Origin of the sequence: Pseudomonas sp. G5001, from assembly GCF_013385475.1 — a bacterium.
Classification (GTDB): domain Bacteria; phylum Pseudomonadota; class Gammaproteobacteria; order Pseudomonadales; family Pseudomonadaceae; genus Aquipseudomonas.
In genome coordinates this window covers 1-14512 of sequence record NZ_JACAPZ010000007.1, presented here as the reverse complement: position 1 = coordinate 14512, position 14512 = coordinate 1, and the positions used below count along the sequence as shown (strand labels likewise).

The window sequence follows — 14512 nt, the reverse complement described above, 5'->3', positions numbered from 1 at the left end:
TGGCTATCGGACAAGTCTCTACCTAAGTCAAAAATGGACCAATTAACGCTGATCCCCGTAGCGCGCGATTATCTAGTAGCCCGCGTGACAACGCATCAGGGTCAGCGAAGTATTTGTAGCGAAAACCCGGTTTTTTGGGCATCACAAGTCGTTTTCAGTACATTCACGTCTGTAACAGGAAGGTGACCGGCCCATCATTGACCAAATGCACCTGCATATCAGCGCCAAAACGCCCTGCCGCTACCGTGCCATGCAATTGTTGCGCTTGTAACAGCAGATAGTCGAAAAGCGCCTCGCCCAACGCCGGCGGTGCCGCCGTGGAGAAGCTCGGCCTCAGCCCACTCTTGGTGTCTGCCGCCAGGGTGAACTGCGACACCAGCAGCAAACCGCCGCCAATGTCTTTCAAGGACAGGTTCATCTTGCCCTCGTCGTCGCTGAACACCCGATAGTTAAGCAGCTTATGCAGCAGCTTGTCGGCGCTGGCTTGCGTATCCGAAGGCTCGACAGCCACCAGCACCAGCAAACCCTGGTCTATCGCCCCGACCACCTGCCCCTCTACCTCGACCCGGGCGCCGCGCACCCGTTGCAAAAGCCCCTTCATGCTTCTTCAGGCGGCAAATCAAGCAGGCGCCGTGCCATTTCACTCGCCGCACGCACCAGCGCATCGGTAATTCCGGGTTCGGAAGCCGCATGGCCGGCCTCGCGGATGATCTGCAACTCACTGTTGGGCCAGGCCTGATGCAGCTCCCAGGCATTGTCCAGCGGGCAGATCATATCGTAGCGACCATGCACGATTACGCCAGGCAAGTGGGCGATCTTGTGCATGTCGCGGATCAGTTGGTCAGGTTCAAGGAACGAGTTATTGGTGAAGTAATGGCATTCGATACGGGCAATCGACAGGGCGCGCTGGGGTTCGGAGAAACGCTCGATCAATTGCGGGTTCGGGCACAGGCCCAACATGCGCCCTTCCCACGTGGACCAGGCCTTGGCGGCGTGCATCTGGGCGATCTGGTCGTTGCCGGTCAGGCGCTTGTGGTAGGCGCTGAGCAGGTCGTGCCGCTCCTCCGCCGGGATAGGCGCCAGGTAGTCCTGCCAGTAATCGGGGAACAGCCGGCTGGCGCCAGCCTGGTAGAACCACTGAATGTCCTGGGGGCGGGCCAGGAAAATGCCCCGCACGATCAGGCCGTGCACACGCTCCGGGTGGGTTTGCGCGTAGGCCAGGGCCAGGGTCGAGCCCCAGGAACCGCCGAACAGCACCCATTTTTCGATGCCCAGGTGTTCGCGAATCCGCTCAAGGTCGGCCACCAGGTCCCAGGTGGTGTTGTTTTCCAGGCTGGCCCGTGGGGTGGAGCGCCCGCAGCCACGCTGATCAAAAGTAACAATTCGGTACAGATTAGGATCGAAATAGCAGCGGCTATTGGCATCACACCCGGCGCCGGGGCCGCCATGGATGAACACAACGGGCAAGCCTTCCGGGGAACCGCTTTCGTCGACGTACAGGACGTGGGTTTCATCGACGGCCAGATCGTGCCGGGCGTAGGGTTTGATCTGCGGGTACAAAGTCTGCATTGCGCGCTCCGTAAGGGGTCGAGTTCATCCCTGGGGGGACGTCTATTATTTTGCCGTCTGGCATCATAAACCCGAATTGTGCAATGAGCATGTCCTCGTGGACCTAGACCTGTGTCAGCAGAACACCACGCAGGTAGTCCAGCAGATAAACGTACAGCCGGTCGACCTCCAACACCTGGCCCCGGGCCCGCAGGCAGCCGTGAACCAGGCCTTTGCCGGGATACAGCGTGGCCGCCACCCCGGCGCCTTGCAGGCGTTCGGCGTAGAGCATGCCGTCGTCCCGCAACGGGTCGAACTGGGCGACAGCGATCAAAGCCTGCGGCAACCCGCTGAAATCCACGGCCAGCAATGGCATGGCGTAGGGCGACGGCTTGCCCGGCCCACGCAGGTAAAGGGCGAGATAGCACTCGGTGTCGGCGGTACTGAGCAGCGGCGCGTCGACGCAATCGCGGCGGGACGGCAGGTCGGCGGGGCCGCCCAGGCCGGGGTAGATCAGGACTTGCGCCAGGGGCTGCGGCTGATGGTCATCCCGCAGGCCCAGGCACAGGGCCGCCGCCAGGTTACCGCCGGCGCTGTCACCGGCCACCACCAGACGCTGAAGGTTGATCGGCTGGGGCGCTTCGCCCACCTGGATCGCCTGCCAGACCGCACGGCAATCCTCAAAGGCGGCCGGAAACGGGTGTTCGGGTGCCAGGCGGTAATCGATGGCGATCACCAGCACTTGCAGTGAGTCGGCCAGCTCAGCACACATGAAGTCATGGGAATCCAGGCCGCCGACCACCCAGCCGCCACCGTGCATATAAAGGATGCATGGCCAGCCGCCATCAGGGATTGGCGTCGCCGGCTGATAAATGCGTACGCCCACGCCACCCAGGGAAACGTCTGACACCTGTAACCCTTCGGGCCGCGCCGGGGTGAACGCCTGGCACATGCGGTCATAGCCTCGGCGCAATCCGGCCAGCGATGTGTCGTCGCTGGTGAAGGATTCGGTTTTTTCGACGAAGGCGCACATCTGCGCGGAAATCGGGTAATGGGACATCGAAGGATCGTCCTGAAGATAAGGATTTAACAGCCGCCACGAATCCAATGTGGGAGCGGGCTTGCTCGCGAATGCGGTGTATCAGTCAATACTTGTGTGGCTGACCCACCGCATTCGCGAGCAAGCCCGCTCCCACATTTTGATCTTCATTTGCTCAGGGCTTGAGGCTGGCCTGCACCGCCGCCACGCCGTCCTTGCCATCCAGGGTCGTTACACCCGCCAGCCAGCGCTGCAAATCCTCGGGGTTGTCGCGCAACCACTGTCTGGCCACATCCTGCGGCGTCTTGCGGTCCATGATCGGCACCATCAACTGGCTTTCCTGGGCCGCGGTGTAGGTCAGGTTTTCCAGCAGGCGTGTCACGTTGGGGCAACGTTCGGCGTAATCCGGCGCCGTCACCGTGGAGACCGTGGCCATGCCTTCGTTGGCACCGAACACATCTTCACTGCCGGTCAGGTACGCCATTTTCATGTTGATGTTCATCGGGTGCGGGGTCCAGCCGACAAACACCACGAACTCCTTGCGATTCACCGCCCGCTGCACCGCCGCCAGCATGCCCGCCTCGCCGGAGGCCACGAGCTTGAAGCCGCCGAGGCCAAAGCGATTGCTGTCGATCATTTTCTGGATATCGGTATTGGCACCGCTGCCCGGCTCGATGCCATAGATCTTGCCGCCCAGTTTGTCCTTGAAGCGGGCAATGTCGGCAAAGGTTTTCAAGCCGGCGTCGGCAACGTACTGCGGCACCGCCAGCGTCGCCTGGGCGTCGGACAGGCTCGGTTTGTCGAACACCTTGACCTGCTTGGCCGCGAGGAATGGCGCGATGTTGTTGTCCATCGCCGGTTTCCAGTAGCCGAGGAATATATCCAGGCGCTTGTCGCGGATGCCGGCAAAGATGATCTGCTGCACGGCGCTGGTTTGCTTGCTGTCATAGCCCAGGCCATTGAGCAGCACGTCGGCCATGCCGCTGGTGGCGATCACGTCGGTCCAGCTGACCACGCCCATGCGCACGACCTTGCACGAGGCCGGGTCGGCAGCCATCGCGTTGGCGCTCAAGAGTGCGGCGCCGGTGAGAATCAACAGACAACGGTTGAACAGTCTTTTCATCGATGCGGTCTCACTCGGCAGTTTTTATTGTGGGAGTGGCGTCTGACGCGCCGTGCCCAACACCTTACCCAGCGAGACCTTGATCAAAGCGAACTGTGGCGACAGGGATTTGCACACAGACGACTTGGGAGGTGTGTTGCTGTTGAGGGCCTCTTCGCGAGCAAGCCCGCTCCCACATTCGACCGTGTTCCTCCTGAAGAAACACGGTCGAATGTGGGAGCGGGCTTGCTCGCGAAGGCTATCTCAGCAGCGACGCCACTCAGGAGTAATGCCGCTTGCCCCACGCCAGGAACCCTTCCAGCAGTTCCTTCAACACCACCCGCGTCGGCTCGGCCAGGTCGGCGCGATAACGGAAGGGCTCAAACTCTTCCATGTAGGTGCACTGCCCCAACTCCAGCTGCACGGCGTGGATGTTCTCGGCCGGGTTGCCGTAGTGACGGGTGATGTGCCCGCCCTTGAAGCGCCCGTTGAGCACATGGCTGTACTGCGGGTGGCCGGCACAGATGGCTTCCAGTTCGCTGGCCAGCTGCGGATCGCAGGCCGCGCCGTTGAAGGTGCCGAGGTTGAAGTCCGGCAGCTTGCCTTCGAACAGGTGCGGGATCACCGAGCGGATCGAGTGCGCATCAAACAGCAGCGCATAACCGAACTCAGCCTTGAGCCGGGCCAGTTCGTTTTGCAGAGTGCGGTGATACGGCGTCCACACCTGCTCCAGGTACGTGGCGCGCTCGGCCTTAGACGGTTCCAGGCCTTCGCGGAACAGCGGCACACCATCAAACAGTGTCGCCGGGTACAGGCCGGTGGTGGCGCCAACGTACAGCGGCTTGTCGTCTGAAGGCCGGTTCAGGTCGATGACAAAGCGCGAATACTCCGCCGCCAGGGTGCTGGCGCCCAGCGCTTCGGCGAAGTCATACAGCGTGGGAATGTGCCAGTCGGTGTCCGGCAGGCTTTGCGCCTCGGGAATCAGCCCGGCTTGCACCGCCGGCGTCAGGCGCAGGCCCGCGTGGGGCATGCTGATCAGCAGCGGCACACGGCCTTGTTTGAAGTTCAGAACCTTATCCACAGCGGTACTCCTTAAACGGTGACTTCGACGCCGTGGCGCACGACGCGTTTATCCAGCTCGCCACCCAGCCAGTAGGCCAGGTCGGCGGGACGATCAATCTGCCAGGCGACAAAATCCGCGACCTTGCCCACTTCCAGCGAGCCATGGCTGTTGCCCAGGCCCAGGGCGGTGGCCGCGTGTTGCGTGGCGCCGGCCAGGGCTTCTTCCGGGGTCATGCGGAACAGGGTGCAGGCCATGTTCAGCATCAGGCGCACCGACAACGCCGGCGAGGTGCCCGGGTTGAGGTCGCTGGCGATCGCGATCTTCACGCCGTGCTTGCGCAGGGCATCCATCGGCGGCAACTGGGTTTCCCGCAGGAAGTAGAACGCGCCCGGCAGCAGCACCGCGACGGTGCCGGAAGCAGCCATGGCGATGGCGTCTTCCTCGGTCATGAATTCCAGGTGGTCCGCCGACAGCGCCTGGTAACGCGCCGCCAGGCTGGAGCCATGCAGGGACGACAATTGTTCGGCGTGCAGTTTTACCGGCAAGCCAAGTTTCCGGGCGGCGATGAACACACGCTCCACCTGCTCCGGTGAGAACGCCAGGTACTCACAGAAGGCGTCGACCGCGTCCACCAGGCCTTCCGCTGCCAGCGCCGGGAGCATTTCGGTGCAGATGTGATCGATGTAGGCATCGGCCCGGTCCACGTACTCCGGCGGCAACGCATGTGCCGCCAGGCAGGTGCTGCGCACACTGACCGGCAACTCGGCGCCGAGGCGACGGATCACCCGCAAAATCTTGCGCTCGCTGGCCAGGTCCAGGCCGTAGCCGGACTTGATCTCGACGGTGGTTACACCGTCGCGCAGCAAACTGCGCAGACGCTTGTGGCCGCTGGCAAACAGTTCATCTTCGCTCGCCGCACGCGTGGCGCGCACGGTGCTGGCAATACCGCCACCGGCCGCTGCGATCTCGGCGTAGCTCACGCCTTGCAGCCGCTGCTCGAACTCGCCGCTGCGATTGCCGCCGAACACCGTGTGGGTGTGGCAGTCGATCAGCCCGGGCGTGACCCACGCCCCTTGCAGGTCATGGGTGGTTGCGTAGTTCGCATCCGGCAGATCGGCGCGCGGGCCGATCCACTCGATGAGCGTGCCCGAGGTAACAATGGCGGCGTCCTCGATGATCGAGTAGTTGCCCTGGGCCATGGTTGCAACGTGGCAGTGTTGCCAAAGCGTTTTCATCAACGCCTCCATTAGGTTATCGATGAGACAAAGCCGGGTCGTAGTGGACCTTGACCGTTTGCCCGGCGGCGGGCTTGACCCACAGCAGATAGGCGACGATCAGCAAGACGATCCACACGGCGCCGACCATAAGAGCGGCCTGGGTGTCCGGGAAGTAACCCAGCACGCCGAAGATGAACAGCATGAACACGATGGCGGCCGCTGGCGCATAGGGCCAGAACGGCACCGGGAATTTCAGCTCGGCAATCTGCTCCCTGGTCATCGAGCGACGCATGGCCACCTGGGTGACCAGGATCATCAGCCACACCCACACCGTGGCGAAGGTTGCAATCGAGGCGATGACCAGGAACACGTTTTCCGGGATCAGGTAATTGAGCACCACACCGCCGAGCAACGCGGCGCCCATCACCACTACGGTCATCCACGGCACGCCCTGGCTCGACAGTTGGGCAAAACCCTTGGGCGCCTGCCCTTGCTGGGCCAGGCCATACATCATGCGACCGGCGCCGAAGATGTCGCTGTTGATGGCCGAGACGGCGGCCGAGATCACCACAATGTTAAGGATGGTCGCCGCCGAGCCTATCCCCAGGTTGCTGAAGATCTGCACGAACGGGCTGCCCTGGCTGCCGATCTGCGGCCACGGGTAGATCGCCATCAGCACAAACAACGTCAGCACGTAGAACAGCAGGATACGCAGCGGCACGGCGTTGATTGCCTTGGGGATCACCCGCTGCGGGTCCTTGGCTTCGCCGGCGGTGATGCCGATGATTTCGATGCCGCCAAACGCAAACATCACCACCGCGAAGGACGCGATCAAGCCACCCACGCCGTTAGGCATGAAGCCACCGTGGGCCCACAGGTTGCTGAGGCCGGTAGCCGGTGCTTCGCCCGCCGAGTGAATGCCGAACAGCATGATGCCGAAGCCGCCGAGGATCATTGCGACGATGGCACCGACCTTGAGCAGCGACAGCCAGAACTCCATTTCGCCAAAGACTTTGACGTTGCACAGGTTCAGGCCGCCGATCAGCAACACGATGCCCAGCACCCAGACCCAGCGCGCGACTTCGGGAAACCAGAAGCCCATGTAGATGCCGAAGGCGGTGACGTCGGCGAGGCAGACGATGATCATTTCAAAGGCGTAGGTCCAGCCGAGGATAAAGCCGGCCATCGGGCCCAGGTAGGTACTGGCGTACTGGCCGAAGGAGCCGGACACCGGGTTATGCACGGCCATTTCGCCGAGGGCGCGCATGACCATGAACACCGCGGCGCCGCCGATCAGGTAGGCCAGGAGCACGGCGGGGCCGGCCATCTGGATGGCGGAGGCAGAGCCGTAGAACAGCCCGGTACCGATCGCGGAACCGAGGGCCATGAAGCGAATATGTCGGGCGGAGAGCCCGCGGTTTAAACCTTTTTCCGAGTGCATTTCTCGTCCTTAATTATTTTTATCCTGAGAAAATTCGAATCTGTAGAAGATCAAATGTGGGAGCTGTCGAGCCCCAGCGAGGCTGCGATAGCGGTGGGTCAGGCTACGAAAGTGTTGCCTGTTCCGGCGCCATCGCAGCCTCGCCGGGGCTCGACAGCTCCCACACTGGATCGGTGTCGCTCTTACAAGCTCGGCAACAACTTCGCCGGCACCAGCTCGTTCAGGCAACGCGTTGCCAGCAGCTCACTGGCGGCATTGATGTCCGGCGCAAAGAAGCGGTCCTTCTCATAAAACGCGACTTTGCTGCGCAGGATCCCACGCGCCTTTTCCAGCGCCGGCGAGGTTTTCAAGCCATTGCGCAGGTCCAGGCCCTGGCAAGCCGCCAACCATTCCACCGCCAGCACACCGCGGGTGTTCTCGGCCATTTCCCACAGGCGCTTGCCCGCCGCCGGGGCCATCGACACGTGGTCTTCCTGGTTGGCTGACGTCGGCAGGCTGTCGACGCTATGGGGATGCGCCAGTGCCTTGTTCTCGCTGGCCAATGCCGCCGCCGTCACCTGGGCGATCATGAAGCCGGAGTTCACACCGCCATTGCCCACCAGGAATGGCGGCAGTTGCGACATGTGCTTGTCCATCATCAACGAGATGCGACGCTCGCTCAGGGAGCCGATTTCCGCGATGGCCAGCGCCATGTTGTCCGCCGCCATGGCCACCGGTTCGGCGTGGAAGTTGCCACCGGAAATCACGTCACCTTCAGCCGCAAACACCAGCGGGTTATCCGACACGGCGTTGGCTTCCACCACCAGCACTTCGGCCGCCTGGCGGAACTGGGTCAGGCAGGCGCCCATGACTTGTGGCTGGCAACGCAGGGAGTACGGGTCCTGGACCTTGTCGCAGTTCTCGTGGGATTGCGACACTTCGCTGCTTTCACCCAGCAGGGCGCGATACGCGGCCGCAGAGTCGATCTGGCCGCGTTGGCCCCGGGCAGCGTGAATGCGTGCGTCGAACGGCGAGCGCGAACCCAGCACGGCTTCCACCGTCAGGGCGCCACAGGCCAGGGCACCGGCGAACAGATCTTCGCCCTCGAACAGCCCACGCAATGCATAAGCGGTGGAAACCTGGGTGCCGTTGAGCAGCGCCAGGCCTTCCTTGGCCGCCAGGGTCAGCGGCGTCAGGCCGGCAACTTTCAGCGCTTCGGTAGCTTCCAGCCATTCGCCTTTGTAGCGGGCCTTGCCTTCGCCCAGCAGCACCAGCGACATGTGGGCCAATGGCGCCAGGTCACCGGAGGCGCCCACCGAACCTTTCAGCGGAATATGCGGGTAGACCTCGGCATTGATCAGGGCGATCAGCGCGTCGATGACCTGCCGGCGAATCCCGGAAAAACCCCGGCTCAGGCTGTTGACCTTGAGCACCATGACCAGCCGTACCAGCGCATCGCTGATGGGCTCACCGACGCCGGCGGCGTGGGACAGCACCAGGGAACGCTGGAGGTTTTCCAGGTCTTCGCTGGCAATGCGGGTCGAGGCCAGCAGGCCGAAACCGGTGTTGATGCCGTAGGCGGTGCGGTTCTCGGCGAGAATCTGCTCCACACAGGCGACACTGGCTTCGATCTGGGCCGAGGCGCTGTCATCCAGACTGAGGGTTACCGGCTGCTGGTAGATGGCCCGCAGTTGGGCAAGGCTCAGTTGGCCTGGAATCAGGTTTAGCGCAGTCACATTCATGCTCCTTTTGAGAGTGTTGTTAACTACCAGTCGCTCCGGATGCTTCCGTTATCCGCCACTGTGCTCTTTTAGAGGATCAGTCGGCTTGGCACGCTGGTTATTGTTGGGAAAAGGTCAGTGCAAATTCGGTAGCGTGCGTTGCAGTAAATCGGCGTCCTTGAGCAACGCGGCGGTGGCTGCGATGTCTGGCGCCAGCCAGCGGTCCTGGTCGTAGGCCGGGACGTGTTCGCGCAGCAAACGCCAGGCGGCATCGGTGCCGGCGCCGAAGCGTTGCTCCTGGAGGAACTCGAACGCCTGGGCCGCCAGCAAGTACTCGATGGCGAGGATCTGGGTGACGTTTTCCAGCACCGAATACAGCTTCAGCGCGGCGTTGGTGCCCATGCTCAGGTGGTCTTCCTGCAGGCCCGAGGTGACGAAGTTGTCGAGCACCGCGGGTTGCGCCAACTGGCGGTTTTGCCCGCACAGCGAGGCGGCGACGTACTGCACGATCATCATCCCGGAGTTGACCCCGGGGTTGCTCACCAGGAACGCCGGCAAACCACTGACGTGCGGGTTGATCAGACGGTCCAGGCGACGCTCGGCGATGGAGCCGATTTCGGCCATGGCGATGGCCAGCATGTCTGCCGCCAGGGCCACGGACTGCCCGTGGGGATTGGCCTGGGACACCACGCGGTAGCTGTCTGGCGTGCCGAGCACCAGCGGGTTATCGGTGGCACCGTTGAGTTCGGTTTCGATCTGCCGGGTGGCGTGTTCCAGTTGGTCGCGCGCCGCGCCGTGCACCTGGGGAATCGAACGGATGCTCAGGGCGTCCTGGGTACGAATGCCTTTGCTGCTGGCGATCACTTCGCTGCCGTCCAGCAACGCGCGCAGGTTGATGCCCACTTGCTGCATGCCCGGGTGCGGCTTGAGCGCGATGATTTCTTCGTCGAAGGCGTCGATCTGGCCGCGCTGGCCTTCGAAGCTCATGGCACCGATCACATCGGCCCATTGCAGCAGGCGGTGCGCATCGGCCAGGGCCAGGCTGCTGAGGCCGGTCATGCACGGCGTGCCGTTGACCAGGCACAGCCCGTCCTTGGCACCGAGCACTACCGGCTGCAAACCTTCTTCAGCCAGCGCCTGGTGTGCGGGAACGATACGACCCCGATAGCTGACGTCGCCGACGCCGAGCAAGGCGACGCCAATGTGCGCCATGTGGGTCAGGTAACCCACGGAACCCTGGGACGGCACTTGCGGCGTGATGCCATGGTTGAGCAGCCCCAGCAGCGAATGCACCACCTGCGGATGCAAGCCGGATTTGCCGTGGCTGTAGTTAATGATCGCCGCGCAAATGATCGCGCGGGTTTGCTCCACGCTCAGTGGCGCACCGACGCCGCAGGCATGGCTAAGCAGGGTATTGCGCGACAGCCGGCTCAGTTGTTCGTCCTTGAGCGACACGTTGCACAAGGCGCCCAGGCCGGTGTTGATGCCGTAGGCGCGCTCGCCGCTGGTGACGATGCGCTGGACGATGGCCTGTGCATTGTCGATGCGAGCCCAGGCCTGGCCCGAGAGTTCGAGGATCGCACCGTGGCGAGCCACGGCGACCACGTCCTGCCAACGCATCGGGGCGTCGGCGATGATGATTTTTTCAGCCTGGGACATCGTTGACCTCTTCATGAAATTCGCAATTGTTGTGCAGCTTCACTGGCCTCATCGCAAGCGAGCCAGCTTCCACAGGGGAAACGCATTCCAAATGTGGGAGCTGGCTTGCCTGCGATAGCCTCAGCCAACCCACCACAAATATCGGATCAAACCACCGCCACCCGCCGCTGGACAAACCGGTTCACGTACTCATCCGCCGGTGAATGCAAAATCTCGCGGGGCGTGCCGACCTGGATCAGCTTGCCGTCCTTGAGGATCGCAATGCGGTTGCCGATGCGCACCGCCTCATCGAGGTCGTGGGTAATGAACACGATCGTCTTGTGCAGGGTCTTTTGCAGCTCCAATAACTGGTCTTGCATCTCGGCACGGATAAGCGGGTCGAGCGCACTGAACGCCTCGTCCATCAGGATGATGTCAGTGTCGGCCGCCAGCGCCCGGGCCAGGCCTACACGCTGACGCATGCCGCCGGAAAGTTGATGCGGGTATTTGTTTTCATAGCCCTTGAGGCCCACGGTTTCGATCCAGTGCAGCGCACGCTCGGCGCACACTTGCCTGGTTTCGCCACGCACTTTCAGGCCGTAGGCAACGTTGTCCAGCACACTCTTGTGAGGCAGCAGGCCAAAGCTCTGGAACACCATGCTGATCTTGTGCCGGCGGAATTGGCGCAAGGCTTCCATGTCCAGTTGCAGGATGTCTTCACCGTCCACCAGGATCGCACCGCTGGTAGGGTCGATCAGCCGGTTGAAGTGACGCACCAGGGTCGACTTGCCGGAACCCGACAGCCCCATGATCACGAAGATTTCACCGGTGTCGACGCTCAGGGACAGGTCGTTCACGCCCACCACGCAACCAGTCTCGGCCAGCACCTCGTCCTTGGTCTTGCCCTGGCCAATCAACGCCAGTGCATCCTTGGAGCGGTTGCCGAAAATCTTGAATACGTTTTTGACTTCAATTTTGCTGACAGTAGTCATTTGCTCGCCTCATGCCGTGGACGACCATAGGCTTGCGTAATGCGGTCGATGACCACGGCAAGAATCACGATCGCCAGACCGGCTTCAAGGCCGCGTCCAACGTTGAGGGTCTGGATGCCCACCAGTACATCTTCACCCAGGCCACGGGCGCCGATCATCGAGGCGATCACCACCATCGACAGGGCCATCATGGTGGTCTGGTTGATCCCGGCCATGATGCTCGGCAGGGCCAGCGGCAGTTGCACGCCGAACAGTTGCTGCCAGCGGTTGGCACCGAAGGCGTTGATCGCTTCCATGACTTCACCGTCCACCTGGCGAATGCCCAGGTCGGTGAGACGAATCAGCGGCGGTGCGGCGTAGATCACCGTGGCAAAAATCGCCGGGACCTTGCCCAGGCCGAACAGCATCAACACCGGGATCAGGTACACGAAGCTGGGCATGGTCTGCATGATGTCCAGCAGCGGCATCAGCACCGAACGCAGGCGGTTGCTGCGGGCCGACAGAATCCCCAGGGGAATGCCGATCAGCACCGAGATCACCGTGGCCACCATCATCAGCGCCAGGGTTTGCATCAGCTTGTCCCACAGCCCGACCGCGCCCACCAGAAACAGCAGGCCGACGATCACGACGGTGGTGAACCACTTGCGAGTGGCATGCCAGGCAATACCGCCAACAATCAGCAACATCAACCACCAGGGCGCTGCGCGCAGCAAACCTTCCAGGTTAACGATGGCCCACAGCAACGTATCGGAGATGTGCCGGAACACATCGCCGTAGTTGGTCACCAGCGCATCGACCCAACTGTTGACCCAGTCGGCGATGGAAAACGTAAAACTCTCAGGAAACATAGTGTGCTCTCGATCCAGTGGATTGTGGCCGGGCGCCCGGTTGCCTGTGGCGGCAACCGGAAACGCTCAACCTACAAGGCCGCGTCGATTTTCTTGGCTGCGTTGTCGCTCACCATGCGTGCCAGAGTTCAGGATGTCCCTTGAGGAAAGTTTTCGCCAGTTTTGCTGTTTCAATTCGCTGTTTGTCATGCGTACCGGGTTCTGGTTAAGCAGGTTGAGCAGCGGCGCCCTGCACATCGGGCAGCACGAGGCGCTCAGGAATCGGGCTGTGCCATTTTTTCGCAGCCCAGTAGTACAACGCCGCCGGCACCACCAGCCCGATGATCCACGAGATATCGGTGTCGCCCAGGCTCGCGACCAGTGGGCCGGTGTAGAAATGCGTCGAGATGAACGGCATCTGAATCAGCACGCCGAACACGTAGATGCTGATGCCCATCAGGTTCCAGCGACCGTAGCGACCGTTGGGGTTGGACAGGGCCGGGATGTCATAGCGCTCTTTGGTGATGCAGTAGAAGTCCACCAGGTTGATCGCACTCCAGGGCGTGAAAAACGCCAGCAGGAACAGGATGAACGCGGAGAAATCCTTGAGGAACGAGTCCTTGCCCAGCAACGCCAGCGCGGCGGCAATCGACACCATCACGAAGATGTACAACAGCCGCGTGCCACTGCCGATATGCCGGCTGCCACGGAAGCCACTGATGATTGTCGCGATCGACATGAAGCTGCCGTAGGCGTTGAGGGTAGTGACGGTGACCTTGCCGAAGGCGATGCTGAAATACAGCAGCGCCGCGACGATCCCGGTGCCGCCCAGGCCGACGATAAACGACACTTCGTGGTGAGCGAATTGCGAGCCTGCCAGGGCTGCCGCAAACACACCGAACACCATCGAAGCCTGCGCGCCGATCACCGAACCGAGGCCCACGGCCCAGAAGGTTTTCGAGGCCTGCGTGCTGCGCGGCAAGTAGCGCGAGTAGTCCGCCACATACGGGCCGAACGCAATCTGCCAGGACGCCGAGAGGGAAATCGCCAGCAGGAAACTGCTGAGGGAAAAATGCTTGTTGCCCAGCAACGCACCGATGTCGTTACCGGCCAGCAGCCTGTAGAACAAGTACACGAAGGCAACCACCCCCAGCACGCTGGCGATGCGACCGATGCCGTGGATCACCCGGTAGCCGAAGATCGTAAACACCATGATCAGCCCCGCGAACAACACGATGCCGACCCAGTCTTCAACGTGAAGCAACTGCGCCACCGCCTGCCCCGCCAGCAATGAGCCGCTGGCGGAAAAACCGATGTACATCAGGCACACCAGCACCAGGGGAATCACCGCGCCATACACGCCGAACTGCACGCGGCTGGAGATCATCTGCGGCAAGCCCAGTTGCGGGCCTTGCGCCGCATGCAGGGCCATGACGCCACCGCCCAGCAGTTGACCGATCAACAGACCGATCAACGACCAGAACACATCACCGCCCAGCACCACGGCCAGGGCCCCGGTGACGATCGCAGTGATTTGCAGGTTGGCACCCAACCACAGGGTGAACTGACTCAATAGACGGCCGTGTCTTTCCGCTTCCGGGATGTAGTCGATCGAACGCCTTTCGATCAACGGGGTGGTGCTTGCACGAGCGTCTTTTACTGCCATTTATGTTCAACCTCTGATGGATTGTTTTTGGGTGAAACGCAGATCACATGTGGGAGCGGGCTTGCTCGCGAAAGCGATGGGTCAGCTAACGACTTCAGTGACTGATACACCGCATTCGCGAGCAAGCCCGCTCCCACATTAGTTATTTGATCATCGGGAGATTGAGGCCCTGCTCTTTGGCGCAATCAATCGCGATCTGGTAGCCCGCATCCGCATGACGCATCACGCCGGTCGCCGGGTCGTTGTGCAGCACGCGCGCGATACGCTCGGCGGCTTCGT

The 14512-nt window shown here is 62.0% G+C and carries 13 protein-coding genes and 1 pseudogene; all 14 read right to left on the bottom strand.

Annotated features, from left to right (window positions below):
• Window positions 1-163 precede the first annotated feature (163 nt).
• Window positions 164-601 (bottom strand): D-aminoacyl-tRNA deacylase, encoded by a 438-nt coding sequence (dtd, locus tag HX805_RS06035; protein ID WP_087692908.1) that lies wholly within the window; start codon window positions 599-601, stop codon window positions 164-166.
• Window positions 598-1569 (bottom strand): prolyl aminopeptidase, encoded by a 972-nt coding sequence (gene pip, locus HX805_RS06030; protein ID WP_008439282.1) that lies wholly within the window; start codon window positions 1567-1569, stop codon window positions 598-600. Before pip ends, dtd begins: the two co-directional genes overlap by 4 nt.
• Before the next feature lie 103 nt (window positions 1570-1672).
• Complete coding sequence (locus HX805_RS06025) at window positions 1673-2608, bottom strand: alpha/beta hydrolase (RefSeq protein ID WP_177116694.1); 936 nt, start codon at window positions 2606-2608, stop codon at window positions 1673-1675.
• Window positions 2609-2762: 154 nt separating this feature from the next.
• Window positions 2763-3710, bottom strand: coding sequence for a choline ABC transporter substrate-binding protein (locus HX805_RS06020; RefSeq protein ID WP_008439284.1), 948 nt, complete (start codon window positions 3708-3710; stop codon window positions 2763-2765).
• 259 nt (window positions 3711-3969) lie between these two features.
• Window positions 3970-4770, bottom strand: coding sequence for an N-formylglutamate deformylase (gene hutG, locus HX805_RS06015; RefSeq protein ID WP_087692905.1), 801 nt, complete (start codon window positions 4768-4770; stop codon window positions 3970-3972).
• A gap of 11 nt (window positions 4771-4781) precedes the next feature.
• Window positions 4782-5987 carry an imidazolonepropionase gene (hutI, locus tag HX805_RS06010; RefSeq protein WP_003209269.1) on the bottom strand — a complete coding sequence of 402 codons (1206 nt, stop codon included), beginning with the start codon at window positions 5985-5987 and terminating at the stop codon, window positions 4782-4784.
• Between the two features lie 16 nt (window positions 5988-6003).
• Entirely contained in the window at window positions 6004-7410 is a 1407-nt protein-coding gene (locus tag HX805_RS06005) for an amino acid permease (protein WP_177116693.1), read from the bottom strand.
• Window positions 7411-7592: 182 nt separating this feature from the next.
• Window positions 7593-9131, bottom strand: a complete 1539-nt coding sequence (hutH, locus tag HX805_RS06000; RefSeq protein WP_085984627.1) for a histidine ammonia-lyase — start codon at window positions 9129-9131, stop codon at window positions 7593-7595.
• 114 nt (window positions 9132-9245) lie between these two features.
• Window positions 9246-10769 (bottom strand): histidine ammonia-lyase, encoded by a 1524-nt coding sequence (hutH, locus tag HX805_RS05995; protein ID WP_102367932.1) that lies wholly within the window; start codon window positions 10767-10769, stop codon window positions 9246-9248.
• Between the two features lie 146 nt (window positions 10770-10915).
• Window positions 10916-11740, bottom strand: coding sequence for a glycine betaine/L-proline ABC transporter ATP-binding protein (locus tag HX805_RS05990; protein WP_008430269.1), 825 nt, complete (start codon window positions 11738-11740; stop codon window positions 10916-10918).
• Window positions 11737-12588 carry a proline/glycine betaine ABC transporter permease gene (locus HX805_RS05985; RefSeq protein WP_003209260.1) on the bottom strand — a complete coding sequence of 284 codons (852 nt, stop codon included), beginning with the start codon at window positions 12586-12588 and terminating at the stop codon, window positions 11737-11739. The genes HX805_RS05990 and HX805_RS05985 overlap by 4 nt, the downstream gene beginning before the upstream one ends.
• Window positions 12589-12659: 71 nt before the next feature.
• Window positions 12660-12807 (bottom strand): annotated as a pseudogene (locus HX805_RS05980) (histidine ABC transporter substrate-binding protein); the annotation flags it as partial.
• Window positions 12794-14233, bottom strand: coding sequence for a cytosine permease (locus HX805_RS05975; RefSeq protein WP_087692903.1), 1440 nt, complete (start codon window positions 14231-14233; stop codon window positions 12794-12796). The gene HX805_RS05975 and the pseudogene HX805_RS05980, both read right to left, overlap by 14 nt.
• A gap of 142 nt (window positions 14234-14375) precedes the next feature.
• On the bottom strand, window positions 14376-14512 hold a 137-nt coding region (locus tag HX805_RS05970; protein ID WP_177008282.1), incomplete at its 5' end, for a hypothetical protein.

Excerpts from the sequence above, each read along its gene's own strand:
- HX805_RS06005 (WP_177116693.1), bottom strand. The coding sequence starts at position 7,410 with ATGCACTCGGAAAAAGGTTTAAACCGCGGGCTCTCCGCCCGACATATT.
- hutI (WP_003209269.1), bottom strand. The coding sequence starts at position 5,987 with ATGAAAACGCTTTGGCAACACTGCCACGTTGCAACCATGGCCCAGGGC.
- HX805_RS06025 (WP_177116694.1), bottom strand. The coding sequence starts at position 2,608 with ATGTCCCATTACCCGATTTCCGCGCAGATGTGCGCCTTCGTCGAAAAA.
- pip (WP_008439282.1), bottom strand. The coding sequence starts at position 1,569 with ATGCAGACTTTGTACCCGCAGATCAAACCCTACGCCCGGCACGATCTG.
- hutH (WP_102367932.1), bottom strand. The coding sequence starts at position 10,769 with ATGTCCCAGGCTGAAAAAATCATCATCGCCGACGCCCCGATGCGTTGG.
- dtd (WP_087692908.1), bottom strand. The coding sequence starts at position 601 with ATGAAGGGGCTTTTGCAACGGGTGCGCGGCGCCCGGGTCGAGGTAGAG.
- HX805_RS05975 (WP_087692903.1), bottom strand. The coding sequence starts at position 14,233 with ATGGCAGTAAAAGACGCTCGTGCAAGCACCACCCCGTTGATCGAAAGG.
- HX805_RS05990 (WP_008430269.1), bottom strand. The coding sequence starts at position 11,740 with ATGACTACTGTCAGCAAAATTGAAGTCAAAAACGTATTCAAGATTTTC.
- hutH (WP_085984627.1), bottom strand. The coding sequence starts at position 9,131 with ATGAATGTGACTGCGCTAAACCTGATTCCAGGCCAACTGAGCCTTGCC.
- HX805_RS05985 (WP_003209260.1), bottom strand. The coding sequence starts at position 12,588 with ATGTTTCCTGAGAGTTTTACGTTTTCCATCGCCGACTGGGTCAACAGT.
- HX805_RS06020 (WP_008439284.1), bottom strand. The coding sequence starts at position 3,710 with ATGAAAAGACTGTTCAACCGTTGTCTGTTGATTCTCACCGGCGCCGCA.